This is a genomic window from Lentzea kristufekii, assembly GCF_033949925.1.
Taxonomy (GTDB): Bacteria; Actinomycetota; Actinomycetes; order Mycobacteriales; family Pseudonocardiaceae; genus Lentzea; species Lentzea kristufekii.
Window position 1 is genome coordinate 17045 of record NZ_JAXAVV010000040.1, and the last position, 25291, is coordinate 42335.

Consider the following 25291-nt stretch of genomic DNA (forward strand, 5'->3'; position numbering starts at 1 on the left):
ACTCGGTCACGCCGCTGCCCTCCCGTCTGTCAGCTCCGGGAACTCGTGCACGGTGGCCGTGGCGAGGTAGACGCCCAGCTCGACCAAGTCCGCGTCCGTAACGTGGAAGGCCCTCGCCCGCTCCGGTTCGCGCTGCCCGTCTTCCTTGAGCCAGGCGACACCAGGCGTGTTCTCGCTGATCTCGTGAGCAGCCGCGCCACGTTGCCGAACGCCATCCCCAAGCACCATGTCGACCTGGACCGGCTCATCGAGCCGCAGCGCAACACGGGTGGTGAACAGGTGCCGGAAGGAGACGACCTCCTTGCGCGGGTCCTGGACCAGGCCGACCACGGCGTAGCCGGGAGCACGTCCCTGCGAGGTGATCGTCTGTACGGCTCGCGTCGCACGTTCGCGGAGGTTCCGGTCCGGCTGGTAGGCGATCAGGTCGGCCAGTTCATCCACGATCAGGACCGTGAACGGCTCACCCGTGCCACGTGCCCACAAGCGCCGGATGCCCCGGTACCGCGCCGCCCTCTCCTTGACCTCTGCGGCGATTTCTTCAAGCAAGGCAACAGCTTCCGGCCCGTTGTCGTAGACGACCTTCTCGAACGCGTCCGGACACTGCCCCAGCTCCATGCCACCCTTAGGGTCGATCCCGACGAGCCGGACCATGCCCGCTTTGATGGCCGGGGCGAGCTGCCAGACGATCGACCAGAGCACCGAGCCCTTGCCAGCGCCGGGCACCCCGACCACCAGGACCTGAGAGCCGATCAGCTTCAGCCGCCAGGGCTTACCGGTCTCGGTACGGCCGACGACGACGCGCTTGAGGTCGACGTCCCCAACAGTGGCGAGCTGCGGGACAGCCACCGGACGAGACAGCGGATCGGAGTGGATGAAGTCGAGCTCAAGCACACTCGGCCGCAGCACCCGCACACGACAGGACCGCGCGTTGAACGAGTGCGCCAGGTTGTCCCGCCGCGCTTCCCACTGCTCTGGAGACTGAGCCGGGATCATTCGAACCCGGACCTTGTCTCGCCAGCCCTCCGATCGGACGCGCCGCAGCTTCGGGCGGTACTCCCTGCCTCGGTTGTCCTTGGCCAGCTCTGCCAGCCGCATCACGGTGCGCCAGTGCGGCACGTAGACCGTGAGCCGCCGCCACTCAGTCAGGACGCGATACCAGCCGTATCGCAGGAAGGAGCCGCGATCGAGGCCATACCAGACCGTCAAGGCGCACACGAGCGACAGCAGCGCTAGAACCAGTGGCGACAGCCCGAACTCGCGATAGCCGATGTAGCCGCCGAGGCAGGCCGTGACCGCGACCGGGTACCGGACCGTCACCACGACGAGCTTCACCGCCAGTCGGCCGGCAAGCCAGATCAGTGCGAACGGCGCGAGTACGACCTTGATCCAGCCGGGAAGCCATACCCACCACGGGACCTGCGGACGTGCGCCCTCGAACGGTGCGGGATCGACCCAACGGTTGCCCTTCATCGCGCACCGCCAGCGCACTTGAGGCACTGAAAGACGCTGCCAACGCTCGGGATTCGTCCAACGGGCTGGAACGCTCCCGACTCTGTGGTGTGCTGCGTCCTGCAGGTCAGGCACTCGAAGCCCTCAGCCTGCGCGGCCGTGAGTTCCAACATCTCCAGGCTGCCGCCGTCGAGCATCACGACGTAGCTGGAGACGGTCTGCTTGCTGGAGATCATCCGATCCCACAGCAGTTGCTTTGTGGCCCTGTCTGGCGCAGGAATGCGCCCAGGCTCTACGCTCATCTTGTTCACTCCCGAGTTGGGTGGACAACGCAGGAGCGGCGAGGTTGGTAGCCGGGTTCCGCTCCTGCGTCTCACGTTCTCTTTGCGCCGCAACAAGACGTGCGGCATCGCCACGTGACCCAGCAGAGTCACGCGCTGTGTCCAATCAGGACTGTTGCTAGCTCTTCGCGGTCTTCGTGACCTTGATCGCCTCTCCCTTCTCGCGCTCACGGTTCGCCCAGTACATGGCCTCGTGGTGGTGGCTGCGGTCGCTCTCGGCGACTCGCGCGTAGATCGCGGCGGAGCGGAGGTAGTAGTCCCGTAGAACAGCGGGAGCGGCCTTGGGGTTGGGCAGGAGCTTGCTCAGCACATCGTGTGCTTCGCTCAGCGTTCGAGCCTGCTCAGCAAGGCCCCAGTGCATGGCCTCAGTCGCGGGCATCGGAAGCCTCCTCCGCGAGGGCATGACGCCCCTCCTGGCGAGCTGCCGACGCCTGGAGAGCGCGCCACCCCTGGTCGAGGACGTCCCGCAACTGCGACACCACATCCCGATCAACGACGAGCACTGCGGGGAATGCGTTGCCGAAGCGGATCTCGATCCGGTCGGCGAAAGGCATCGCGAGTGGCCGCATCGGCACGCCGTCGGTGAGGTGAACGCGCACCAGGTCAGGCATCACGCCGCCTTAGCGGCTGGCTTGCCGACGACCGGCTTCATACCGGAGGCCCGCAGGCTGTAGCCGAGCTTGGCGCGGCAGCGGTGACGCTCGCCCCCGTGCACCCCACGGCACGCCTTGTCATCGATCCACGGCGTGACCGTCAGCCCCTCGAAGACCACTGGCCGAACATCCGTACCGGGGATCGCCTCCGGCGGTACCGGCTGGTGAGGCGCGGAGATCTTGACCGTGACTACCGCGTCCGTCTTGCGCTCCGCGGCCTGGTCGATGACCAGCACAGACCACACGAGGAGGCCGGTCTCCTTGTCCTTCTCCTGCTCAGGCGGCAGACCCTTCGCCCGCTCTTCGGCGGACTGGAACTTGAGCACGGGCTCAACGCCCATCACGAGTGCGCCCCTGGGAAACACGAAGTCGTGACCCGCAGGGAGCCTGCTCCCACCTGTGATCGCCATCGTGGCTCTCCTGTCGTAGGTATCGTCCAGACCGGTTGTCTGGAGTTCTCGACACTTACGACTTTCGGCTGAAAACCGGGACGTGAGCACCGCATGGCGGGACTTCTAGAGACGTCCCTACTAGGGTAAGACGTCCCTAGCGTCCCTGAGGACGTCCGATAGGAGTGATCATGGCGAACGAGCGCCTACGAGATGCGTTGCTGCGCAACGGGCTTACATACGAGCAGGTAGCCAAGGCCACGGGCGTCGACCAGAAGACCGTCGAACGCTGGATCACGAAGGGCCGTGCGCCATACCCGCGTCACCGCAACACCATCGCGTCGATGGTCAAGGAGACCGAGACGTACCTGTGGCCAGACGCGGTCGCGCCAGACCGAAAGGCTGAGATCACTGAGTCCGAGGTGGTCAAGCTCTACCCACACCGCAACTCGATCCCTCCAGACCTGTGGGACCACCTCATCACCAACGCCACCCGGCACGTGGAAGTGCTGGTGCACGCCGGCATCTTCCTGGTGGAGCGGCCGACGTTCATGCGCGACCTAGCCAACAAGGCCGCGAACGGAGCGCGTATCCGGCTGATCTTTGGTGACCCGGCCAGCCGCGAGGTTGCCAAGCGCAGCGACGAAGAGCAGCTCGGCAAGGGCACGCTCGGCTCTCGCATCCGCAACGCGCTGGCGTTCTACCGGCCGCTGGTCGGCGTGGACGGCGTGGAGATGCGCTTCCACAAGACGACGCTCTACAACTCGATCTTCCGCTTTGACGACGAGATGGTGGTCAACACGCACGTCTACGGCTTCCAGGCCGCGCACGCTCCGGCGCTGCACCTGCGGCGGCTCGCTGCGGGTGATCTCTTCGAGACCTACTCTGAGAGCTTCGAGCACGTCTGGAACCTGTCCAAGCCAGCTACTTTCTGAGGGAGCCACATGGCCCGCGTGGACTACTTCCACGACCCGAACGCCCCCAAAGCCAACAGCCTGAAGCCTGCTGTCAGCACGTTCGTACAGAATGACACCGGCCAGCTACTCATGATTCGCCGGACAGACAACAACAAATATGCGATTCCCGGTGGACAACAAGAAGTAGGCGAGACGCTAGCCCAGGCTGCGGTACGCGAAGCACTCGAAGAAACAGGGATTGAGATTGAGGTAACAGAAATTATTGGCCTATATTCCAATCCTGATCACGTGATCGAATATGGCGATGGCGAGATTCGCCAGGAATTTTCGATCTGCTTTCGTGCGCGACCAATTGGAGGCACCCCGCGCACGAGCAGTGAGTCGACGGAGGTCAGGTGGGTAGACTCGAACGAGCTAGATAAGCTGGATATTCACCCTTCGATTAAACTTCGCATAGATCACGGTCTTACGCGTCAAAGCCCGTATTTTACATAGAATACGAAGGCTAGGTTTTTTACAACCTCCCTCGACTACCCGCCAATATGACCTTCTGCGCAACAAACTTGACCAACTCTACGTCGTGGTAAAGACGACCGGCTTCCCGGCCGAACGGAAGGAGGACCTTCGCTCCAGCTATGCCACCATCTTCCTTACTATGCACAATCCTACAACGAAGGGCATATATCCGATTGGCTATCTGCGCTCGAAGCGAATCCGAATTCTTGAGAACCACGTGAGGAACGTCAACGAGAGCATTCTTCTGCGTAAAGAACTCCAAACGGTGTGGAGTTGATTCCAGAAAAAGTCTCACATCGTCCTCTTCGACCGCCGCATCGACAGCAGATCTCAACTGCTGACGTTCAGAAGTCGTCCCCTTACCTGCGCCGTTAGCAATCCCAATTAGACGCTGAAGCTCACCATCATCCTCTGCACTAAACCTCGGATCACGTAGCGTATTTCTCAGTCTCCTAATTTGCTCGGCGTGCCAAAAAGAGGGAAAGAAGAACTCTATCGCTTGATAGTATGCCAGAAACTGCAATAGCGGCATACCATTAGCAGATCGACCATAGAAATACAGCGATGCCGCTTCTTCAGCATAACGATTGCGTGGCAGCAATATTGGAGATTGACTTCTTCCCCTCGGCCTACGAAGTCTAGGATGGTCGCCGCGGATTGGAGTCCTAACAATGTTGAATGCGAGACCAAATCGCACATCCATATCGAAGAACAACGCATGAGCGTAGCGCTCAAGTACTTGGAGCGCCTCGTCATGGCGCTCCGTGATTGACCCGGAAATCTTCAGGCTAAGGAGCCCCCTAGAATCAGAAGTCCCACGATCCCCAAGAACTCGGAGCTCCTTAGAGACCTCAGAAAGCTCCAGCGTAATCGAGGAAGATTCGCTGCTCAGGCGCAAACGCAGACTTTTCGCTACCTCCTCCACTCCGCTCTGCCCAGCAGCCTCAAGAGCCTCTTCGAGGTCCTGTCTGTCTAGAGGAATTCTATCTCCGCTTTCAGCAACAGGAACTTCCTCTACCCCAGGGAGATCTCGTAGGTACCTAATGCTCGCCACTCCTCTTGGAAGCACGCCAAGAAGAGCCTCGATCCCGCCAGTCGCTCGATTCAAAACCGCAACATAGTCGCCAAGGTAAGACCACTCCTTCAGGTCCATTTCCTTGAAAATCTCGGCTTCATCTTCGAAAACAAAGATGGAGCGCGTCTCTTTCCCATTCGGAAGCTGGAGCCGAAGAAATAGGCGATTTTCGCCATCCGGCGATCTTACTCGGTGAATTTCCGTCCCATACCCAGCCTGACTCGCAGCCGCCATAACGTCATCCCGAGCGTCTCCGAAACGCTCAGCAGCAGCCGGAACCTCACTGCCATCCTTCAAAGCACCCTCCCGCTACGCCCTAGCAGTAACGCACCCCTACGCGCTTGCAGGCATGTCGAAAACGGTTAGAGATTCGTTACTAGCAGTACTTGTTCCTAAGACGGCGGCGACTGCCGAATCTGGCTCTACGGGATCAAGGCCGCCGCTGGCGGCACGCTCCGGTGTACGGCGAACACCTTCCATCCCGGCGCTCCCGGCATCCGCTTCGCTGCGCCGGTCGGCCGGGCGGCGCTGCGCGCCGTCCTCCGGCCTTGCCCCAACCGATGAGCTTTCTCGTGGAGCCATGTCGTCCAGCAGCTCCCTACGAGCGCCGTCAGGGTCACCGCGGACTGCTGGTCCTGGCGCTCGACTGCCGCGACGGCTGCGCCGCCTTGCCACCGATCAGGCACCAGACGAAGCAGCGGGAACGCCCCGACGAACGCCAGGCCGAGTCACCCCGACGCCGCGAGCATGACAACGGCCGGCAGCGCCGCGTCAAAGCTGGAACGAGTACCTTGACCCAGCACCACCGGCCGCGTTCGAGGCTCAGTCTCGGGATGATGGCAGCGGTGCGGACGGCCCAGAAGGACCAAGATCATGATGTGCTTTAGTCTCGTAAAACGTCGATAAACGTCGCGAAGTGATTGTCCACAGTGCTCAGATCAAGACCGCATCCGCGCAGGTAGTGAGCACTGTCGAGGAAGATCGGCGAACAACGCCAAGCGAAGGCTCTTACTCTTCGGGTTCAGGGTTCGAGTCCCTGGCGGCCCACCAAACCCCCAGGTCACAGGCCTGGGGGTTTCGCATCTGGTCGATGCCCTATTACTTGCCAATCGCGACATGGCGAGGCCGTAGGAACCATGCAGGGCCTGCAAGCCTGCTTCGGTTCCTACGGCCGAACCCCCAGAGATGTTCAGTCAGGCGATGACCGAGGAGTCAGTGGGCCACCACGTCACCGGACGCGGCGGTGCGGCTCGGCAGCAGGTACGCGACGACGATCGTCACCACGGCCAGGACCGTCGCGATCACGAAGGCCAGCTTCATGCCGCTCAGCTGTGCCGCGCCCGCGACGGCTCCTTCGGCGACCAAAGTGGTGGCGCGGGCCGACATGACGGTGACGACGAGGGCGGTGCCCAGGGCTGCTGCCACCTGTTGGAGGGTGCCGAGGATCGAGCTGCCGTGCGGGTACATGTTCGACGGCAGGGCGCCCATGCCGAGGGTGAAGATCGGGGTGAAGGTTGCTGCCAGGCTCACCATCAGGAGGGCGTGCAGGGCCAGGACCTGCCAGTACGGCATGGTCATCGAGATCTGGGTGAAGCCTGCCAGGGAGAGCACGATGCCGATCGAGCCCGGGAGGACCAGCGGGCGGCTGCCGAGGCGGTCGTAGAGGCGTCCCACCGTGGGGCCGAGGAGGCCCATGGCCAGGCCGCCGGGCATGAGGAGCAGGCCCGTCTGCAGCGGGGTGAGGCCTCGCAGGTTCTGCAGGTAGAGCGGCAGCAGGATCATCGAGCCCATCATCGTCAGGAACGCGATGCACATGAGGGCCAGCGACAGCGTGAAGGTGCGGTGCTTGAGGGTGCGGAGGTCCATCAGCGGGGCGCCGGTTCGCTGCAGCTTGAGCTGGCGGAGGACGAAGAACGCGATGAGGGCCGCGCCTGCGATGACGATGCCGATGCTCGGGCCGAGGTTGGACTCGCCCTCGCCGAACAGGCTCAGGCCGTAGACCAGGCCGCCGAAGCCGAGGGTGGCCATGGCTGCCGATGCCCAGTCGAGGGTGCTGACCTGGGGTTCGCCGATGTTGTCGAGCTGGCGGAGGCCGAAGTAGGTCACGGCGCCGGCGATCGGGAGGACGGCGACGAAGAGCAGGCGCCAGGAGCCCAGTTGCAGGATCAGGCCGGAGATTGCCGGGCCCAGGGCCGGGGCCACCGAGATCGCCAGGGTCACGTTGCCCATGACGCGGCCTCGGTCCTGTTCCGGGACGACGGTCATCAGCGTGGTCATCAGCAGCGGCATCATCACGGCCGTGCCCGCGGCCTGCACGATGCGGCCCAGGAGCAGGATCGCGAACGTCGGCGCCGCGGCGGAGAGAGCGGTGCCTGCCAGGAAGACGCCCATCGCGATCGCGTAGCCCTGGCGGGTGGTGACCCGCTGCAGGAACCAGCCGGTGACGGGGATCACGGCGGCCATGGTGAGCATGAACGCGGTGGAGACCCACTGGGCGGCCTGTTCGGTCACGTGCAGCGACTCCATCAGGCGCGGAATCGCGTTGATCATCAGCGTTTCGTTGAGGATCACGACGAACGTCGCCAGCACCAGCAGGCGCACCACCAGCGGTGTTTTGCCCGCTTGTGCGGTGGGTTTGTCTTGGATCGCAGCAGGCATGTCAGGCCCTCACTAGGTTGCTGGCATCAGGTTCTTCGTGACACCGGAGAAGACCTGCAGCGTCGAAGGAACTCATCGGTACACCCGAGTCTCTCTCATCTCCGCGTTGGTCTCATCCCGGTTTTCCGGTCCATCCACCTGTGCGTCGAACGGCCAGACCTCAAATCGACATGGTCGTCCGTACTTTTTTTCACATGGGGTTGGGCGAGCTGATCGCGAAGTACGACGTGCCGGGCGCCCAGGTGGCCGTGCTCACGGGCGGGGAGGTGCGGGACGAGTCCGCGGGGGTGTCGGACACCGGCGATCAGGTCACGAGCGACTCCGCGTTCAGGGTCGGTTCGATCACCAAGATCTGGACGGCGACGCTCGCGCAGCGGTTGGTGGACGAAGGGTTGCTGGATCTTGATCGTCCGGTCTGCCGGTATCTGCCCGGGTTCACGCCGTCACTCACCGCGCGTCATCTCCTCACGCACATGGGCGGGCTCGACAGCAACCACTTCTTCGGCATCGGGCGCGGCGACGACGCGCTCGCGAGGTACGCCAGCGCACTCGCGGCGGCGGAGCACCCCATCCCGCCCGGCACGGTGTTCTCCTACTCCAACAGCGGGTTCGTGGTGCTCGGCAGGCTGGTGGAGGTGCTGAGCGGCAAGCCGTTTCACGACGTGCTGTGCGAACGCCTGGTGAAGCCGCTGGGGTTGCGGACGGTTGTCACCGAAGTAGGTCACGGCACGGCGTCTGGGGCTTCGGACTTCGCGATGAGTGCTCGCGAGCTGCTGCGGTTCGTGCGGCTGCACCTCGACGACCCGAAGCTCGCGGTGCTGCGGGAGACCCAGGTCGAGGCCGTTCCGGACTTCGGGGGCGGGGTCCTCGGGTGGGGTCTGGGGTGGATGCTCTACCGGGACGGCGTTGTCGGCCACACCGGGGTTGCGAAGGGGCACAAGGCTTTTCTTCGCGTGGAGCCGGACTTCGGGACCGCGGTGGCCGTGCTGACCAACAGCGGGGACAGCGAACTGCTGGCGCACGAGGTCTTCACCGAGGTGCTGAAAAACGTTGACACGCCGCCAACGCCTGCGGTGAACCCCGGCGAGATCGCGGATCGGATGTACGGCACCTACCGCAACCAGCTGTACGACATCACGCTCACGACCGAGGACGACCGGACTGTCCTCGTCTACCGGCCGCGCACCGAACTCGGCCGGGCGAAACGCGTCGAGGTCGTGCGGCACAGCGACAGCTCGGTCATCGCGGTGAGCCCCACGAGTGACGGCTATCAGGTTTTCTCGCTGGTCGGCGAGGACGAAAGCGGGCGGGCGCGGTTCCTGCACAACGGGTCGGCGGCCTACCGGATCACTCCGCCACGGTGACCACGACGTTGCCGCGCTTGTGACCTGCTTCGACGTAGCGGTGCGCGTCGGCTATCCGAGCCAGTGGATAGGTGCGGTCGACGATCACGCGCAGCTTTCCGTCGTCCAGCAGAGAGCTGATCACGGGCAAGGCCGCGCGTTTGTTGACGGACATGCCGACAACGACGCGCTTGCCGCCGCGCAATGCGGTCCACAGGGCCCAGAAGTTGTTGGCGAGGCCGGTGGTCGGAAGGTATTTGCCGCCGGCGCGCAGAGAACGTCGAGAGGCGCGGAACGAAGACTTGGTCACCGTGTCGAAGACGACGTCGTAGCTGTCCACGTCGGTGGTGAAGTCGTGCGCGGTGTAGTCGATCACCTCGTCGGCGCCCAGCGACCTCACCAACTCGGCGTTCGACGGGCCGCAGACCGCGGTGACGGTGGCGCCGAGGTGTTTGGCCAGCTGGACGGCGTAGGTGCCGATGCTGCCGGACGCGCCGTTGACCAGGACTCGGTCACCCGGTCGAACCTTTGCCTTGTCGCGCAGGAAGAACAGTGCCGTGGTGGCGCCGTCCACCGCGGCGGCGGCTTCGACGAAGGTCAGGCTCGCGGGCTTCGGGGCCAGTGAGCCGGTGGCGGGGAGGCGGACGTAGTCGGCGTGGGCGCCCACCGCGAAACCGGTGAAGCCGAAGACCTCGTCGCCCACCCGGAAGCCCGTCACCGCGGAACCGACCGAATCCACCACGCCGGCCACCTCGAGGCCCAGGGTGCGCAGCGCCGCACGCGGTCGGCGCAGGCCGAGGATCACGCGGCCCCACAACGGTTCGCCGCGGCGCATCGCGCACTCGGCCGAGGTCACGGTCGTGGCGTGGACCTTGATCAGGACGTCACCGGGACGCAGGGTGGGGAGTGGCTTCTCCACCACCTGGACGACGTCCGGCGGGCCGAAACTCGTGTGCACGGCGGCTCTCATGCACTGACGGTAGAGAGCACCGGACCCGTTGCGGGGAAACGGTTCCGGGAATCAGGGAGAAAGCAGGGTGCCACCTAGGGGACTAGGACCACGGGCCGAGAGCGGAATCGGACCGCGGGCCGATCAGAAGCCGTCACGACGGTGACAGCGTCTACGACCATGAGGTTTCCGAACGGATGGGTTGGTGGCGCGGCGCTGATCGCCGGGCCGGTGCTGATGCTGGCGGGCACGCTGTTGCGGTCGCCGTTCCACTTCTTCTTCCCCGACCAGCTGCGGGCGGTGGCCGAGCATCCGGGGTTGATGGGGGCGGCCTACACCGCGTTCCTGGCGGGCAACGTCGTGATGTGGGCGGCGGTGGCGTACCTCGCGCACGAGATCGGAGCCCGAAGTCCCAGGTGGGCGGCCTGGGGCGGGGTGCTGGTGACGATCGGGCTCTTCGAGCGGACGTTCCACGCCGGGGTCGACCAGGCGGCGTTCAGCGCCACGAGGCACCTGGGGGTCGAGGGAGCGACGGAACTGGTGGCGCGCGGGTACGGAGACCTGCACCTGTTCAGCTTCCTGTCGTTCACGATCATGTTCGGCTGGTTCGTGCTGGCGATCGGGACGTACCGCGGTGGCGTGCTCGGCAAGGTCCGGGCAGTGGCACTGGCGACAACGGGACTGCTGCCTCTCGGGGTTCTCAAGGGCACCGAGATGTTGTCGGTCGTCGGCACGGTCGGCCTGTGCGTTGCGTTGGTGCCGTTGGGGATTCAGGCGCTGCGGGAGCAGCCGCGGCCCACGCGGAAGAACGTGCTGATCGCGGTGCCGGCCGCGATAGGACTAGGGGCGCTCGCCGTCCTCAGCACCATGGGCTGAGGCGACGGGCAGCACGAACCAGAGGCCGGCGAAGACGATGAACGCCAGCGCGCCGACCGCCACCGCCGGCCAGCCGCCCAGGATCACCTCGGCGAGCAGCAGGACGGTGCCGGTCATCGCGAGGGCCAGGAAGGCAAGGCCGGTCAGGGCGAACGTGTTGCCCGAGCGGACCACCTCCTCGCGGCGGCCCTGGCGGAACAGGACGCGGTGCCACGCCGCGGGGGCGGTGAGGAAGGCGACGGCCACGGCGGCGCACAGGACGGTGACGAGGTGCGTGACGCGGATGTAGCCGCTGACGGAGGCGTACTTCTCGGTGAAGGCGATGGAGAGCAGGAAGCCGAACAGGATCTGCACGCCCGCCTGGGCCACGCGGAGCTCCTGGAGCAGCTCGTTGAGGTTGCGGGCGAGTCTGCGCTGATCGGACTCCTCTGCTTCACTCACCCTCACCGCGTACCCGCCTTTGACGCGTTGAAACGCCAGAAGTGGGCACGCCAGGCGCGTGAACGCCGGCTTCAGACGCGGTTGATCACGAAGAAATCAGTCACGAACGCGACCGGGTCGCCCGCGGTGTTGCGGCCGACCCACGTCGGGTAGACCCCGTCACCCCAGCCCGTCGAGAAGGCCACGACGTTCAACCCGGACCTGGCGTCGGTCACGTTGGCCGGGCCACGGCCGCCGCCCACCGCGCCGAGCGCGTCGATCAGATCGCAGTTGCCCGCCTCGTCGTCACTCGCCAGCCGATCCAGCGCCGAAGCCGCGGCGAGGTCGAAGAACGCGCCGGTGCTCGACTTCACCTCGTACCCGAACTCCGGCATCACCGGCAGCATGGGCACGTGCTCGCCCGGCGTCACGGCCGGCCGCCACGAGTACGCGGGCTCGTCCTTCACCGTCACCCGGGCTGCCGCGACGCGGTAACCCTGCCGCTCGTCGGGAAGACCGTCGCCGTCGATGTACGACACCAGCGAGACCGACACCGGGTACTTGCCCGGCTCGACCACGTCGGTGAACGCCTCGGCGTCGTCCGGCCACACGACGAACGGGTCGGCCGCCACGAGCCGGCCTGTCGGCAGGGCCAGCTCACCCACCTGCCGCACGCTGATGACCTGCTGTTCGCCTCCGCCGGTCGGCTTGCCCACCGGCCCGTCGACGAAGAACCGCTCGAACCCGGACCTGATCAGTTCAACCGCCCCCACAGGTACGCCACCTCCAAGGGCATGTTGGCAGAAGGGTCTGACACCCGATCGGGGCACCGGGGTTGTTCGCGTTCGGTGAAGTCCGCGACACCGCAACGAATCCGCTGCCACGCTGGTCAGCATGGGGACGATCGAAGTGGTGCTCGGCGACATCACCCGACAGCGAGTCGACATCATCGTCACGGCGGCGAACGAGTCGCTGCTCGGTGGCGGCGGGGTCGACGGGGCGATCCACCGCGCGGCCGGCCCCGGGCTCGCGGAGGCCGGGGCGAGGCTGGCGCCGGTCGAACCCGGCAAGGCCGTCGCCACGCCCGCGTTCGGCCTCGCGCCGGTCAAGCACGTGATCCACGCAGTGGGGCCGGTCTGGGAGGACGGCGCGCACGGCGAGGACGAGGTGCTTCTGAGCTGCTACGTCGAGTCCATCCTGCTGGCCGAAGACCTCCGCGCGGACAGCATCGCGTTTCCCGCCATCGCGACCGGCGTCCACGGCTTTCCCGTCGACCGGGCCGCGCGGATCGCGGCGCTGGCGGTCCGCTCGATGCGGATCATCGACGAGGTCCGGCTGGTGGCGTTCGACCAGGAGACCTGCGACGCGCTCACCCGAAGCCTGGCCGAGCCGATCGTGGAGTGGTGCCCGACCTGCGGGGAGAAGGCGATCCCACTCGTGTTCGGACGCCCGGTCGGCGAGGTGGCCGAGGCGGCGGACGCGGGCCTGGTCGCGCTCGGTGGCTGCTTCGTCACCGGCGACGGCACCGATCCGGATTGGCAATGCCCGCAGCTACACCGGTGGACCAACGGAGAGCGTGACGAACATCGCAACCAGGCGGCCGTGTTCGACGCCGTCGCCGTAACACTTGGTAATGATCGCGGCTGGTCAGTGCCGTAGCTATGCCAGTGCGGCCACCGACGACGGGCCAGCCGATGTGATGCTGTCCGCCAGGTGGCAGTCGATCTACATGCTGGCCTTCCAGTTACGGATCGCCTGGTCAAGACGTGAACGCAACCTGGCCGCGGCATCCCGGCCTGGCAACAGCTCCTCGTACGCCTCACTCGCCCTTTTCGCGATCAGAGCGGCGAGGTTGCCAGAGCTCTGCGCAGGAAACACCAGAGAGCAGGACTTCTGACCAAACTCCTGAGCCAACCCCAGGAATCCCCTGCCGACCCCAAGGGGAGGCGAGGTGGCGTAGTGCTTCGCCTCGATCACGGCGACCAGCCCACGGCTTCTCGGATAGACAGTTCCCAGTCGACTGCGCTCGGCTTCCTGCCGATCAATTATCGCGACGTCACACTCGTGAGGCACCCTGGAGGTGCCCGATGCAACATATACCCCACCATGGATTTCCAGCTGCTTCTGCGTTCCTGGGAAACTGACAAGCGCGTACGTGAACCCAACGCTCCACAGGTTGCCAGGACTTCGGCGAAAGCGAAGCTCCGAGGCGGGACTCCTTCCGTCCTGCGTGAGCATCACTGTCCCACCGGCCGACTTGGCCGCATCCACACACAGGACGAACAACGAGATCTCGTACAGGTCGGACTCATCGGCGGACGTTCTATAGGTGGTTTCTAGAACCCCGATCGCGCGCTCGATGTCAGCGACAAGATCATCCCTATCCACGACGACCCCCTTCTGCGGCGAAGTCCGCCAGGAGCTCGCGCACAGCGTTGAACGTTCGCTCCGCAGCAGCCGTCTCCCCAGCCAGGTCGACAACCGCCGTGTCGCCGGGATCATCGTCGCTGCTGAACTGGACCACAGGCCTCGTCTGGAACTCTTGGGACATCCGCAGGAGCTCACGACGAGAGGAGTACGCGGCCTCTGCGAGAGTCACCAACGCGGCGCAGACCAGGCGAAGACGTTCGTCGCCCGTGTACGGAATTGCTGCAACGTCGGTCTTGCCGAGCGGTGCAAGGTCACTCACCGCAAGCCGACTCGCCCGCTCCTCGTACCGGCCCTCCTGCCTGAGCCCCTTTTCAGAAACAACCCGTCCATGACGGACCTCCTGCTTCAGCTGAGTTGCCAAATCCGGCATCTCGGAACCCAGCCTCTCCATGATGCGCGCATACAGCTCATCGTTCGTGGCCATATGAACTACCTACCACAGGGCGCAACATGAGACTGCGGCTTTAGCGGAACTCACGACTTGCACGCCAGAACACGATCGTGAGGATGCAACCGACAACATCGTTGCCATTCGCCGAAAGAACGAGCTGTTGCCAGCGCGAATCTCGGTGGAGATCGCGGCTGGTCAGTGCCGTAACCTGAAGGGCGTGTCCGTTCCCTCCACGCTGAAGATCGGCCCGTTCGCCGTCGACCCGCCCGTTGTGCTGGCCCCCATGGCCGGCATCACCAACGTGGCGTTCCGGCAGCTGTGCCGTCAGTACGGGGCCGGGCTCTACGTCTGCGAGATGATCACCGCGCGGGCCCTGGTCGAGCGCGACGCGATGACCATGCACATGATCACGTTCGACGAGGGCGAGAGCCCCCGGTCGATGCAGCTCTACGGCGTCGACCCCAAGAACGTCGGCGAGGCCACGAAGATGATCGTGGACGAGAACCTCGCCGACCACATGGACATGAACTTCGGCTGCCCGGTGCCCAAGGTGACGCGCAAGGGCGGCGGCGCCGCGCTGCCGTACAAGCGCGAGCTGTTCCGGCAGATCGTGCGGGCCGCGGTCCGCAACGCCGGGGACATGCCGGTCACCGTCAAGTTCCGCATCGGCATCGACGAGGACCACCTGACGTACCTCGACGCCGGCCGCATCGCGCAGGACGAGGGCGCACAGGCCGTGGCACTGCACGCGCGCACGGCGTCGCAGCGGTACTCCGGCAAGGCGGACTGGTCGGCCATCGCCCGGCTGAAAGAGGCCGTGACGAGCATTCCTGTGCTGGGCAACGGCGACATCTTCAGCGCGCAGGACGCGCTCGACATGGTCGCCGAGACCGGCTGCGACGGCGTGGTCGTCGGCCGTGGCTGCCTCGGCAGGCCGTGGCTCTTCCGCGACCTGCAGGCGGCGTTCCGCGGCGAGCCGATCCCCGGGGGCCCGAACCTCGGTGAGGTCGCCGAGGTCCTGCGCCGCCACGCCCAGCTGCTCGCGGCCCACGACGGCGAGCACAAGGGCCTGCGCGACCTGCGCAAGCACATGGCCTGGTACTGGCACGGCTTCCCGGTCGGCGGCGACACGCGCCGGGCGTTCGCGATGGTGTCGAGCCTGCAGGAGCTGGACGACCTCATCGGCACGCTCGACAAGACGGTGCCGTTCCCCGAGAACGCCGAGGGACCGCGCGGCAGGCAGGGTTCGTCGGCGAAGGTCGTGCTGCCCGAGGGCTGGCTGGACGACCCCGAGGACGCCACGGTGCCGTCCGGTGCGGACGTGATGCACTCCGGTGGCTGAACGCGTCGCGGTTCTCCTGGTCGCGCTCGCGCTGCTGGCGGGCTGCGGCGGTCCTGTCGCGGGCACGGCACGGCCGGTGCGGCTCAGCGACGACGGCCGCGCCAAGTTCAAGGAGTACTACGCCCGCGTCAACAAGGCGGGTGAAGAGGGCGCGTCCCAGCAGTCGAAGCTGCTCAAGGACACGCAGCACCCGGACTTCCGGCAGAAGACCTGCGACCTGCGCGGCGCGACGATCAAGGTCGAGCCGACGTGGACGACGCTTCGGATGGACGCCGACTGGGCACCCCCTGGCGAGAAGGCTCATCCACGGGGTGACGTCTACGTCGTCGCTGTGACGATCACGTTGCGCAAGGAAGACCAGGAGATCGGCAGCCAGATCGGATCGATGCACGTGGTGCTCCTCGACGACGAGGTGTACGGGTTCGCGCCCTGTCTCGGTGGCTGAACGGGTTGTTGATCTTCCAAGCTCACTGGATCGGAGCAGCTGACGGTCAACCGGACGGGGGAAATCCCACCCCCACACGTCCTTCTAGCTCAAGCGCCGCCCCTCGGGGGACGACACCTGGCAGGTAAGGAGGTGACCGCGATGACCGCACTGCGACCCGAAACCGCAGAGACCCAGCAGGCCGACGCCCCAGTCGACAGGCAGGGTCCTGGCCTGGTGGCGCTGCACGAGTCCATCGCGACGTTGCTCGCCTCCCGCGGCCAGTGGCGCCAGGCGTACCAGCACCTGCGTTCCGCGCTCGACCTCGTCCACGCGGACCAGGTCGAGGAGCCGCACGTTCCGGAGCAGCTGCGCCGCGAGGTCGAGCTGCTGCGCCGGGAGCACGCCGAGGCACGCGAGCAGAGCCTGCGCGACAGCCTCACCGACTCCTACAACCGCCGTTACCTCGACCAACGGCTGATGGACCTGCTGACCGAGCACGGAGCGTGCCGGCACGGGCTCGCCATCGCCTTGATCGACCTGGACTGGTTCAAGCAGGTCAACGACACCTTCGGCCACCTCCTGGGCGACCGGGTGCTGCAGCGGGTGGTCGAACTGCTGCAGCAGGGCCTGCCGGAGGGCGCATTCTGCGCCCGCTACGGCGGCGAGGAGTTCGTGCTCGTGCTGCCCCGCGTGGACGCCGCCACCGCCGTGGAGATCGCCGAGGCGGCCCGCGAACGTGTCGAGCGTCACCCGTGGCAGGACGTCGCACCGGGGCTGCGCGTGACCGTCAGCGCTGGCCTCGCCTACGAACCGGCCGCGGACGAGGCGCCGGAACGTCCGGCCGTCGGCGCCGAGCAGCAACTGCTGCGCGCCGACAGCCTCCTGTACACGGCCAAGCAGTCCGGACGCAACGCGGTGGCGTACCGTGCCGACGGACGGGTTCGCCTCGCGGGTGCTGCCTCAGGCAGGCGTGCGATCGATGAGACACGTGTTCTCGGTTACTACTGAGTGAGCTGGCTCACCCGTTCAGGGCAAGCGGACTGCGCGTAATCGCGTACAGATCGCAGCCTTATCACCCGGAGTGGTCGTCAGAAGTCGGCTACATCCGTAGTATCGCGGGCGCAACTGACACGCCGGTGATGCAACCCTTGTGTCCCGGTCGTCGTCACTTCGTAATGACGAACCGCTTTTGCTTCTGACCCAGAAGGGAGATTGGGTGCCCGACGACCCCCGACGTGGCGGCCCCTCTTCCCGTGGTGATCAGGATCCCCAGCACGACCAGCCGACCGGCCGTAGACGTCGCTCGATGGAAGGCTCTGGGGGCCTGAGCGTCTCGGACCTCATCGAGCAGCACAGCAGGACGAACATCCCCCGACCCGTCCCGCCAGGCTCGCCCGACGCATCCACTACAGGCAGGCGTGCCCTGCCGGACCCACCCGCGGCCACGGGCAGGCGTGCACTGCCTGAACCCCCGGCCCTCCCGCAGCAGCCTCCAGCGGCACCGCGGCAGCAGCCGCCCGCAGCTCACCGGCCTGGTGAGCAGACGGGCACGCGCCCGCGGCCGGAGCAGGCCGCCCCGCAGAACTTCACCGGCGACCAGACCGGCAGGCGGCACAGGCCCGATGCCCCCGCCGAGCCGAACGGCGTCCAGCAGACCGGTCCGCGCCCGCGTCCCGTGCCTGGTGAGCAGACCGGCCAGCGGCCGAGGCCTGCCCAGAACCCGGCCCAGGGTCCTGCCCAGACCGGGCAGCGGCCGAGGCCCGACGCGACGGGCATGCAGCGCCGTCCGTTGCCCGGTGAGCAGCCGGGCGGTCCCGTCCGACGGCCCGCACCAGGCGAAATGCCTCCGGGCACTCCGGCGCGCCGGCTCGCCCCTGGCGATGCCCCGTCGTCCAACGGCATCCCGCGCCCACCGGCACCCGACGTCACCTCCAACGGCATGCCCAGGCCGCCGGCTCCCGGCGACCCGCGGCGGATGCCTCCCGGCGACGCGCCTTCCTCGAACGGCATCCCGCGGCGCCCCGCGCCCGGTGGTGCGCCTGAGGCAGGTCTTGCAGGCGGCGCGGTCCGCCGACCGGCACCCGACGCCGGCGGAGCACCGCCGCGCAGGCTGCTGCCGGGCGACGCACCGTCGTCCAACGGCATCCCGCGCCCACCGGCGCCTGACGTCACCTCGAACGGCATGCCCCGCCCGCCGGCTCCCGGTGAGGTCTCGCAGCCGAACGGCCTGAAGCGGCCTGCTCCCGGCGAGATCTCCCAGCCCAACGGCCTGAAGCGTCCCCCCGTGCCAGGACCGGACGGTGCACCTCGCCGTCTCCTGCCGGGCGACGCACCGTCGTCCAACGGCATTCCGCGTCCTCCCGCCCCCGGCGAGGGGCCGGAGATCACCGGCCGCCGCCCCATGCCCCCGAACGGGGACATGGCGGGCAGGCCGCCGATGCCGTCGCGCGCGGAGTCGAGCGGTCCCCGGCCGATGCCCCCACGGGCGGAGTCGAGCGGTCCGCGTCCGATTCCCGGCGGCCTCGCCAACCGGCTCGGTGAGCCCGCGGGCGAGCCCCAGGCCGACGCGCCGGGCCCCGAGGCCACCCAGATCGCCCCCGCGGCGGGTGTGGCCAAGGTCGAGAAGCGCGAAGAGATGGACCCGTTGTGCCTCACCACCGAGATGGAGGCCATCGGCGACGACGTGAAGAAGCGTCGCGAGGTCGACCACACTCTCGCGCGGTTCTCCGCGGTGCACGACGAACTACTTGAGCAGGAGCGCCAGCGCAAGGAGCGGCGCGCCAAGCTCATGCCGTGGGTCAAGGACGGCGAAGAGGGAGACCTCGTCGACGAGGCGACCCAGTTCGCCGAACCCGTCGTCCCCGACGAGGAGAACGGCGAGCAGCGGCCCACCGGCCGCACGCCGCAGCAGCGCAAGTTGATGCGCACCGCCAGGATCGGGGCGATCGCCGCCGCGGCCGTGGTGTTCGCGTCGACGGGCGTCGGCTGGGCGGCAATGCAGTGGGCCGACTCCAAGATCCAGCGGATCGACGCGCTCGGCGGCAACTCGCAGGCCGTGCAACAGGCCGAGAAGCAGCTCGGTGACGAGAACTTCCTGCTGGTCGGCTCGGACACCAGGGCGGGCGCGAAGGCGGGCGACAACGTCGGCACGCAGGCCCAGGAGGGTGGTGCGCGGTCGGACGTGATCATGCTTGCGCACATCCCCAAGGACCGTAAGCGCATGGTCATCGTGTCGTTGCCGCGCGACGTGCGGGTCGACCGTCCCGCGTGCCGCAGCTGGAACCCGGACAACGGGCAGTACGCGGGCCCGCTGGCACCGGAGAAGGGCGTCCTCGCCAACTCCGTCTACAACGACGGCGGACCCGAGTGCGTCGCCAACATGATGACGCAGCTGAGCGGCCTCAAGATCAACCACTTCGTGAGCATCGACTTCATCGGCTTCCGCGAGATGTCGACGGCCATCGGCGGTGTGGAGATCTGCACGCCCACGAAGATCGTCGACGACGAACTCGGCGTGGTGATCGACAAGCCGGGCAAGCACACGCTCAAGGGCGACCAGGCGCTGCAGTACGTGCGCGCCCGCAAGGTCCAGGCCCAGGGTGACAGCGGTACCGACTTCGACCGGATCAAGCGGCAGCAGGGTTTCCTGTCGGCGATGCTGCGCCAGGCGCTGTCGAACGAGGTGCTGCTGAGCCCGACCAAGCTCAACAACTTCATCAACGCGCTCACGAAGTCCACGGTCGGCGACAACATCGACGTCGCCTCGCTGCTGGAGCTCGCGAACTCCCTGCAGAGCCTCGACGCCGGCCGCGTGTCGTTCGTGACGATGCCGCACTGGACCGACGAGGGCCCGACGAAGTCGAACAACGACAACATCGAGCGCCTCAAGGACGACGACATCAAGGCGCTGTTCCAGACGATCATCGACGGAACGCCCTTGCCGCAGGAGAAGGTGACCGATCCCGGCGCCAACGCTCCTGTCCAGCAGCCCGGCACCCTGGTGGACCCCAAGGAGGTCAGCATCCAGGTGCTCAACGGCGACTCGTCGAACGGCGGCGCTGTCGCCAGGACGTCGAACGCGTTGCAGCAAGAGGGTTTCAAGGTCGTCAAGCGCGACAACGCGCCGGAGCAGGCGCCGAAGACGATCATCAAGTTCGCGAAGGGCAACGAGAACAAGGCCGCGACGCTCAAGGCCGCGGTGCCCAGCGCGGAGCTGGTCGAGTCGCCCGAGATGGGTGGAGCGATCCAGCTGGTGATCGGCAAGAACTTCGACGACAAGGTCCAGGCACCGAAGGCGGGGGCCCCGCAGGGCACTCCGCAGGGACAAACGCAAGGTCAGCCCGGCACCGATCTGTCCATTGTGAACGCGGCACAGGACCCCTGCGCGGCGAAGTGATTCGTCTGGGGTTCACCTCCGGTTCATCCTGGCATGTCGCTGCGGCGGTGGTCGGGACGTAGGCTGAGCGCCATGCGCGAGGCCTACCACGACCAGCTCGAACAGCTCGCCGACCAGCTGGCCGACATGACCGGCATGGTTGCCGAGGCGATGCAGAACGCGACCGCAGCCCTGCTGCAGGCCGATCTCGGCCTGGCGGAGCAGGTCATCAGCGGCGACCAGAAGGTCGACGACGTCCGCTCCAGCATCGAGGAGCAGGCGTACGCACTGCTCGCACTGCAGGCACCGGTCGCGACCGACCTGCGCACCGTGCTCGCGGTGATCCACGCCGCCGAGAGCGTCGAGCGCATGGGCGACCTGGCGCTGCACGTGGCCAAGGCCGCGCGCCGCCGGCACCCGGCGTCGGCGCTGCCGGAGGACGTGCAGCCCTACTTCACCGAGATGGGCCAGATCGCGGTCAAGCTCGCGAACGAGGCCGCGTCGATCATCCGCGAGAAGGACGTCGACCGTGCGCGCAGCCTCGAGGACGAGGACGACGCGATGGACGACATCCACCGCCACCTGTTCTCCGTGATCATGGACAAGGAGTGGCAGCACGGCGTCCCCGCCGCAGTCGACGTGACGCTGCTCGGCCGCTTCTACGAGCGCTTCGGCGACCACGCCGTGTCGGTCGCCAAGCGCACGGTCTTCGTCGTCACCGGCCGGATGCCCGGCTACGGTGGCGACGACAACCTCTAGATCTTCCGGAAATCAGCGAAACTGCCCATCGCGCTCTGCCACCAGCTCCGGATCGGCGTAAGCCTCGGAGAACTCGGCGAGCACGGTGGGCAGTTCTTCGTCCCACACCGCCCGCGCCTCGTCGCGCGGCAGATCCCGTGCGTCGACGGTGAAGTACGCCCACGCCCGCACGATCTCGGGCAGCAGCGCCAGGTCCGCGTCGGACACGTGCAGCTTCGCGGCCACGTTGAGGATCAGCACGGCGGTCAGCGACGCCGGCCCGTAGACGACGGGATCCCGGTTCTGTTCCACCGCAGCGGAAACGACGATGCGTGCGAACGCCCGCGCGGCTTCGACGTCGGCGATCCCGTGCTCTGAAGCCAGGAACGCGTCGACGACCTCGTCCGTCCTGTCAGGACCAACGGCTGGGATCTCGTACTCCGCGGGCACCAACGCACTCACGCGGGCGTCAGCGAGGGCGATGAGCTGCACCGGGTGCCGCACGTCCTCCTCGCCCATCAGCCCCTCCTCGGCCTCCTCGTCCGGGCCGTCCTCCCAGAACTGCTCGATGTCCGGCCACACGCGGTCGTAGACGTCGGTGGCGCTCAAGGAGGTGATCCCGTCGCGGAACGCGTCGGGCGTGGAGGCGATCATGTCCTCCAGCAGCGCGACCGTGCCCTCGTCCGGCGTCGAGAACAGCTCGATCGCGGTGACGCCGAGCACCGGCTGGCGCATGAACAGCACGGTCTCGCCGACGCCGACGCGTTCCTGGGTGATCGCGATGACCTCGACGTCGCCCAGCAGGTTCGTGACGAGGTAGGCGTCGCGGAAGTCGGGGACTGTGCCGGGGACGTACCAGTCCGGCTCGGCGATGCCGCGTGCCGCAACGGTTTCCGCCGCGGCGAACGAGGCGGCCCTGTTCTCCTCCGAGCCCACACCGGCCAGCGCGCGCAACGCGGTGAGCGCCGCGGGGTCGTCCATCGCCTGCAGCGCCTCGACCAGCGGAGCGGTGCCGGAGCCGGCGAGCCAGAGCGTCGCGTAGAGCTCGCTCGCCCAGGCGTCCGCGAGCAACCAGGACTCCGAACGCACAGCGGCCGCCGACTCGAGCAGCGCCCCGTACGGGGACTGCTGCTCGGGCCTGCGGCCGGGTGCCTTGCCTTGCTTCTTCTTGCGGCTCTTGCTCTGCGGGCTCACCCGCAGCAATTTAGTGCAACCCGCGAATTTAGCCGAACCGGCCGGAGATGTAGTCCTCGGTCGCCTTCTGGCTGGGGTTGGAGAAGATCTTCTCCGTGTCGTCCACCTCGATCAGCTGTCCGGGCTGACCGACACCCAGCAGGTTGAAGAACGCGGTCTGGTCGGACACGCGCGCCGCCTGCTGCATGTTGTGAGTCACGATGACGATCGTGTACTCCTTCTTCAGCTCCGTGATCAGGTCCTCGATCGCCAGCGTGGAGATCGGGTCCAGGGCCGAGCAGGGCTCGTCCATGAGCAGCACGTCGGGCTGCACCGCGATGGCACGCGCGATGCACAGACGCTGCTGCTGACCACCGGAGAGGCCGCCGCCCGGCTTGTCGAGCCGGTCCTTGACCTCGTTCCAGAGGTTGGCGCCGCGCAGCGAGCGCTCCGCCACCTCGTCGAGCTTCTTCTTGTCCTTCACGCCCGAGAGGCGGAGGCCGGCCACCACGTTGTCGCGAATGGACATCGTGGGGAACGGGTTCGGGCGCTGGAACACCATGCCGATGGTGCGGCGCACCTCGACCGGGTCCACAGTGGACATGTAGATGTCCTCGCCGTCGAGCAGCACCTTGCCCTCGACGCGGGCGCCGGGGGCGACCTCGTGCATGCGGTTGAGCGACCGCAGCACGGTCGACTTGCCGCAGCCGGAGGGGCCGATGAACGCGGTGACGTTCTTCGGCGGCACCGCGAGCGAGACGTTCTCCACGGCGTGGAACTTGCCGTAGAAGAGGTTCAGGTCCTTGATGTCGAGTCGCTTGGCCATGTCCGCCCGCTCACTTCGTCTTCGGCGCCAGCGACCGCGAGATCACGGTCGCCAGGAGGTTGAACAGGGTGATGAGGACGACGAGCGTGATCGCCGCACCCCAGATGCGGTCGAAGCCCGCCGCCGTCGGGTTGTTGCGCTCGTTCACCATCATCAACGGCAGCGAGGCCATGGGGCCGTCGAACAGGTTGTAGTTGATGAACGGGGCGTACGCCGCGAGCACCAGCACCGGAGCGGTCTCACCCATGACGCGGGCGAGCGCCAGCATGATGCCGGTCAGGATGCCGGACAGCGCGGTCGGGATGACGATCTTGGCGATCGTCTTCCACTTCGGGATGCCCAGCGCGTAGGACGCCTCGCGCAGCTCGTCCGGGACGATCTTGAGCATTTCCTCGGTCGTGCGCACGATGACCGGCACCATCAGCAGCACCAGCGCGAGCGACACGGCCAGGGCACTGCGGCTCAGGCCGAAGGTCGTGATCCAGACCGTGTAGACGAACAGCGCCGCGACGATCGACGGGACACCGGTCAGGATGTCGACCATGAACGTCGTCGCCTTCGACAGCCGGGAGCGGCCGCCGTACTCGACGAGGTAGATGGCGACCATGATGCCGATCGGCACGGAGATCACGGCGCAGACGAGGCCCTGGACCAGCGTGCCGTAGATCGCGTGGTACGCGCCGCCGCCCTGCTGGCGGGCCAGGAGGCCCGACATCGACTTCTGCCACCAGTCACCGTCGAGGATGACCGGGAAGCCGCGCTGGATCACCGTGTAGAGCACCCACACCAGCGGGATGATCGCGACCAGGAACGCGCCCCACACGAGAGCGGTGGCGATGCCGTTCTTGATCCGGCGGTTGACGCTGACCGACTGGAACGTCGGGGGCGTCGCGAGCCGCTGGGGGTCCGCGAGATTGGTGCTCACTCGTACTCCTTGTGGCCGGCGACGATCGAGCGCGCGATGGCGTTCACGACGAAGGTCAGCACGAACAGCACCAGACCGGCCGCGATGTAGGCACCGGCCGAGCGCGCGTCGTTGAACTCCGGCGCGGCCAGCGCGATCTTCGAGGCGAACGTCGAACCACCGTCGAAGAGAGACCAGCCGAACGAGCTGGTGGCGGTGCTCAGGATGATCGCGACGGCGATCGTCTCACCCAGCGCGCGGCCGAGGCCGAGCATCGAGGCGCTGACGTAACCGGCCTTGCCGAACGGCAGGACCGTCGTGCGGACGACCTCCCACTTGGTCGCGCCGAGAGCGATGGCGCCCTCGACGTGCATCGTGGGCGTGCGCTCGAAGACCTCGCGGCTGACGGCCGTGATGATCGGCAGGATCATCACGGCGACGACGATGCCCGCGGTGAAGATGGTGCCGCCGAGCTGCACGTTGACGTTGCCCTTGGCGAAGATCGGGATCCAGCCGAGGTTCGCGATCAGCCACTCGGAGAACGGGAACAGCACGGGGCCGAGCACGAACAGGCCCCAGAGGCCGAAGACGATCGACGGCACGGCCGCGAGCAGGTCGATGACGTAGGCGAACGGCCGCGCGAGTTTGCGCGGCGCGTACTGCGTGAGGAACAGCGCGATGCCCAGCGCGATCGGCATGGCGATCAGCAGGGCGACCAGTGCGACCACGACCGTGACGAGCGTCAGGTCGAGGATGCCGAACCGCAGGTTCGTCGGGTCGGTGGTGTTCCACTCGCGGCTGGTCAGGAAGTTGACGTTGTCCAGCCCGAGCGACGGGATGGCCTGCAGGATGAGGAACAGGCCGATCGCGCCGATGAGGACGACGATGAAGACACCGGACCCCGTCGCCAGGCCGCGGAAGATGCGGTCACCAGGCCGGACGTGAGGTGCCTTGGTCGTTACTGGAGCTTCCGGTGTCGGGGGAATCGGAGCCTCCGAGGCGGTGGGAGCAGCCGCGACGCCCCGCTCGGCCCCGGTGTCACCGGAGCCGGCGGGGCGCAAGGCCGCGACGGGATCATTCATCGCGTCTGTGTGTCAGC

General features: G+C 66.8%; 25 protein-coding genes. 10 read left to right on the forward strand and 15 right to left on the reverse strand.

Annotated elements, in window-relative coordinates:
- Positions 1–6: 6 nt before the first annotated feature.
- The 4 genes from SK571_RS43680 to SK571_RS43695 form a co-directional block, all read right to left on the reverse strand.
- Positions 7–1470 carry an FtsK/SpoIIIE domain-containing protein gene (locus tag SK571_RS43680; RefSeq protein WP_319989997.1) on the reverse strand — a complete coding sequence of 488 codons (1464 nt, stop codon included), beginning with the start codon at positions 1468–1470 and terminating at the stop codon, positions 7–9.
- Positions 1471–1908: 438 nt separating this feature from the next.
- The gene (locus SK571_RS43685) at positions 1909–2169 is read right to left on the reverse strand and encodes an AMED_5909 family protein (protein ID WP_245786282.1); all 261 of its coding nucleotides are present in this window, start codon (positions 2167–2169) and stop codon (positions 1909–1911) included.
- Complete coding sequence (locus tag SK571_RS43690) at positions 2156–2401, reverse strand: hypothetical protein (protein ID WP_319989998.1); 246 nt, start codon at positions 2399–2401, stop codon at positions 2156–2158. Before SK571_RS43690 ends, SK571_RS43685 begins: the two co-directional genes overlap by 14 nt.
- Complete coding sequence (locus SK571_RS43695; RefSeq protein ID WP_319989999.1) at positions 2401–2853, reverse strand: hypothetical protein; 453 nt, start codon at positions 2851–2853, stop codon at positions 2401–2403. Before SK571_RS43695 ends, SK571_RS43690 begins: the two co-directional genes overlap by 1 nt.
- A 170-nt stretch (positions 2854–3023) precedes the next feature.
- Here SK571_RS43695 and SK571_RS43700 point away from each other — a divergent pair, with 170 nt between their 5' ends.
- Both SK571_RS43700 and SK571_RS43705 read left to right on the forward strand, forming a co-directional pair.
- On the forward strand, positions 3024–3767 hold the full coding sequence (locus SK571_RS43700; protein ID WP_319990000.1) for a DUF5919 domain-containing protein: 744 nt from the start codon (positions 3024–3026) through the stop codon (positions 3765–3767).
- Positions 3768–3776: 9 nt separating this feature from the next.
- A complete protein-coding gene (locus SK571_RS43705) occupies positions 3777–4244 on the forward strand; it encodes an NUDIX hydrolase (RefSeq protein ID WP_319990001.1) in 468 nt (155 codons plus the stop codon).
- Positions 4245–4263: 19 nt separating this feature from the next.
- Here SK571_RS43705 and SK571_RS43710 read toward each other — a convergent pair whose 3' ends face one another.
- Both SK571_RS43710 and SK571_RS43715 read right to left on the reverse strand, forming a co-directional pair.
- Entirely contained in the window at positions 4264–5637 is a 1374-nt protein-coding gene (locus SK571_RS43710) for a hypothetical protein (protein ID WP_319990002.1), read from the reverse strand.
- A gap of 915 nt (positions 5638–6552) precedes the next feature.
- Positions 6553–7998, reverse strand: a complete 1446-nt coding sequence (locus SK571_RS43715) for an MDR family MFS transporter (RefSeq protein WP_319990003.1) — start codon at positions 7996–7998, stop codon at positions 6553–6555.
- 194 nt (positions 7999–8192) lie between these two features.
- On the opposite strand from SK571_RS43715, the gene SK571_RS43720 reads away from it, so the two are divergent.
- Positions 8193–9362: a serine hydrolase domain-containing protein gene (locus SK571_RS43720; protein WP_319990004.1), complete on the forward strand. Its 1170-nt coding sequence runs from the start codon at positions 8193–8195 to the stop codon at positions 9360–9362.
- Here the strand turns inward: SK571_RS43720 and SK571_RS43725 are convergent.
- Positions 9346–10311: an NAD(P)-dependent alcohol dehydrogenase gene (locus SK571_RS43725; protein WP_319990005.1), complete on the reverse strand. Its 966-nt coding sequence runs from the start codon at positions 10309–10311 to the stop codon at positions 9346–9348. The genes SK571_RS43720 and SK571_RS43725 overlap by 17 nt on opposite strands.
- 159 nt (positions 10312–10470) lie before the next feature.
- On the opposite strand from SK571_RS43725, the gene SK571_RS43730 reads away from it, so the two are divergent.
- Positions 10471–11166, forward strand: a complete 696-nt coding sequence (locus SK571_RS43730; RefSeq protein WP_319990006.1) for a hypothetical protein — start codon at positions 10471–10473, stop codon at positions 11164–11166.
- Here the strand turns inward: SK571_RS43730 and SK571_RS43735 are convergent.
- Positions 11131–11607 carry a DUF6328 family protein gene (locus SK571_RS43735; protein ID WP_319990007.1) on the reverse strand — a complete coding sequence of 159 codons (477 nt, stop codon included), beginning with the start codon at positions 11605–11607 and terminating at the stop codon, positions 11131–11133. The two genes, SK571_RS43730 and SK571_RS43735, sit on opposite strands and share 36 nt — an antisense overlap.
- 71 nt (positions 11608–11678) lie before the next feature.
- Complete coding sequence (locus tag SK571_RS43740) at positions 11679–12359, reverse strand: DUF4241 domain-containing protein (protein WP_319990008.1); 681 nt, start codon at positions 12357–12359, stop codon at positions 11679–11681.
- 121 nt (positions 12360–12480) lie between these two features.
- Between SK571_RS43740 and SK571_RS43745 the strand changes: the two genes are divergently transcribed.
- Complete coding sequence (locus tag SK571_RS43745; RefSeq protein ID WP_319990009.1) at positions 12481–13245, forward strand: macro domain-containing protein; 765 nt, start codon at positions 12481–12483, stop codon at positions 13243–13245.
- A gap of 66 nt (positions 13246–13311) precedes the next feature.
- Here SK571_RS43745 and SK571_RS43750 read toward each other — a convergent pair whose 3' ends face one another.
- Positions 13312–13974: a hypothetical protein gene (locus SK571_RS43750; RefSeq protein ID WP_319990010.1), complete on the reverse strand. Its 663-nt coding sequence runs from the start codon at positions 13972–13974 to the stop codon at positions 13312–13314.
- Positions 13967–14440 carry a hypothetical protein gene (locus SK571_RS43755; protein WP_319990011.1) on the reverse strand — a complete coding sequence of 158 codons (474 nt, stop codon included), beginning with the start codon at positions 14438–14440 and terminating at the stop codon, positions 13967–13969. Before SK571_RS43755 ends, SK571_RS43750 begins: the two co-directional genes overlap by 8 nt.
- Before the next feature lie 184 nt (positions 14441–14624).
- On the opposite strand from SK571_RS43755, the gene dusB reads away from it, so the two are divergent.
- From dusB to phoU, 5 genes are all read left to right on the forward strand, one after another.
- Positions 14625–15749: a tRNA dihydrouridine synthase DusB gene (gene dusB, locus SK571_RS43760; RefSeq protein WP_319990012.1), complete on the forward strand. Its 1125-nt coding sequence runs from the start codon at positions 14625–14627 to the stop codon at positions 15747–15749.
- On the forward strand, positions 15742–16194 hold the full coding sequence (locus SK571_RS43765; protein ID WP_319990013.1) for a hypothetical protein: 453 nt from the start codon (positions 15742–15744) through the stop codon (positions 16192–16194). The genes dusB and SK571_RS43765 overlap by 8 nt, the downstream gene beginning before the upstream one ends.
- 141 nt (positions 16195–16335) lie before the next feature.
- A complete protein-coding gene (locus SK571_RS43770) occupies positions 16336–17184 on the forward strand; it encodes a GGDEF domain-containing protein (RefSeq protein WP_319990014.1) in 849 nt (282 codons plus the stop codon).
- Between the two features lie 298 nt (positions 17185–17482).
- The gene (locus SK571_RS43775) at positions 17483–20572 is read left to right on the forward strand and encodes an LCP family protein (protein WP_319990015.1); all 3090 of its coding nucleotides are present in this window, start codon (positions 17483–17485) and stop codon (positions 20570–20572) included.
- 72 nt (positions 20573–20644) lie between these two features.
- Positions 20645–21310 (forward strand): phosphate signaling complex protein PhoU, encoded by a 666-nt coding sequence (phoU, locus tag SK571_RS43780; RefSeq protein ID WP_319990016.1) that lies wholly within the window; start codon positions 20645–20647, stop codon positions 21308–21310.
- A 12-nt stretch (positions 21311–21322) separates the two neighbouring features.
- Here phoU and SK571_RS43785 read toward each other — a convergent pair whose 3' ends face one another.
- From SK571_RS43785 to pstC, 4 genes are read right to left on the reverse strand one after another with little or no spacing between them, the layout of a single operon-like run.
- Positions 21323–22483: a hypothetical protein gene (locus tag SK571_RS43785; protein WP_319990017.1), complete on the reverse strand. Its 1161-nt coding sequence runs from the start codon at positions 22481–22483 to the stop codon at positions 21323–21325.
- Between the two features lie 28 nt (positions 22484–22511).
- Positions 22512–23288 (reverse strand): phosphate ABC transporter ATP-binding protein PstB, encoded by a 777-nt coding sequence (gene pstB, locus SK571_RS43790; RefSeq protein ID WP_266035680.1) that lies wholly within the window; start codon positions 23286–23288, stop codon positions 22512–22514.
- Positions 23289–23298: 10 nt separating this feature from the next.
- On the reverse strand, positions 23299–24213 hold the full coding sequence (gene pstA / locus SK571_RS43795) for a phosphate ABC transporter permease PstA (RefSeq protein ID WP_319990018.1): 915 nt from the start codon (positions 24211–24213) through the stop codon (positions 23299–23301).
- Positions 24210–25274 carry a phosphate ABC transporter permease subunit PstC gene (gene pstC, locus SK571_RS43800; protein ID WP_319990019.1) on the reverse strand — a complete coding sequence of 355 codons (1065 nt, stop codon included), beginning with the start codon at positions 25272–25274 and terminating at the stop codon, positions 24210–24212. The genes pstA and pstC overlap by 4 nt, the downstream gene beginning before the upstream one ends.
- Positions 25275–25291 lie beyond the last annotated feature (17 nt).

Coding starts and splice junctions, on each gene's coding strand:
- SK571_RS43680 (WP_319989997.1), bottom strand. CDS start 1,470: ATGAAGGGCAACCGTTGGGTCGATCCCGCACCGTTCGAGGGCGCACGT.
- SK571_RS43685 (WP_245786282.1), bottom strand. CDS start 2,169: ATGCCCGCGACTGAGGCCATGCACTGGGGCCTTGCTGAGCAGGCTCGA.
- SK571_RS43690 (WP_319989998.1), bottom strand. CDS start 2,401: ATGCCTGACCTGGTGCGCGTTCACCTCACCGACGGCGTGCCGATGCGG.
- SK571_RS43695 (WP_319989999.1), bottom strand. CDS start 2,853: ATGGCGATCACAGGTGGGAGCAGGCTCCCTGCGGGTCACGACTTCGTG.
- SK571_RS43700 (WP_319990000.1), top strand. CDS start 3,024: ATGGCGAACGAGCGCCTACGAGATGCGTTGCTGCGCAACGGGCTTACA.
- SK571_RS43705 (WP_319990001.1), top strand. CDS start 3,777: ATGGCCCGCGTGGACTACTTCCACGACCCGAACGCCCCCAAAGCCAAC.
- SK571_RS43715 (WP_319990003.1), bottom strand. CDS start 7,998: ATGCCTGCTGCGATCCAAGACAAACCCACCGCACAAGCGGGCAAAACA.
- SK571_RS43720 (WP_319990004.1), top strand. CDS start 8,193: ATGGGGTTGGGCGAGCTGATCGCGAAGTACGACGTGCCGGGCGCCCAG.
- SK571_RS43725 (WP_319990005.1), bottom strand. CDS start 10,311: ATGAGAGCCGCCGTGCACACGAGTTTCGGCCCGCCGGACGTCGTCCAG.
- SK571_RS43730 (WP_319990006.1), top strand. CDS start 10,471: ATGAGGTTTCCGAACGGATGGGTTGGTGGCGCGGCGCTGATCGCCGGG.
- SK571_RS43745 (WP_319990009.1), top strand. CDS start 12,481: ATGGGGACGATCGAAGTGGTGCTCGGCGACATCACCCGACAGCGAGTC.
- SK571_RS43755 (WP_319990011.1), bottom strand. CDS start 14,440: ATGGCCACGAACGATGAGCTGTATGCGCGCATCATGGAGAGGCTGGGT.
- SK571_RS43770 (WP_319990014.1), top strand. CDS start 16,336: ATGACCGCACTGCGACCCGAAACCGCAGAGACCCAGCAGGCCGACGCC.
- SK571_RS43775 (WP_319990015.1), top strand. CDS start 17,483: ATGGAAGGCTCTGGGGGCCTGAGCGTCTCGGACCTCATCGAGCAGCAC.
- phoU (WP_319990016.1), top strand. CDS start 20,645: ATGCGCGAGGCCTACCACGACCAGCTCGAACAGCTCGCCGACCAGCTG.
- pstB (WP_266035680.1), bottom strand. CDS start 23,288: ATGGCCAAGCGACTCGACATCAAGGACCTGAACCTCTTCTACGGCAAG.
- pstC (WP_319990019.1), bottom strand. CDS start 25,274: ATGAATGATCCCGTCGCGGCCTTGCGCCCCGCCGGCTCCGGTGACACC.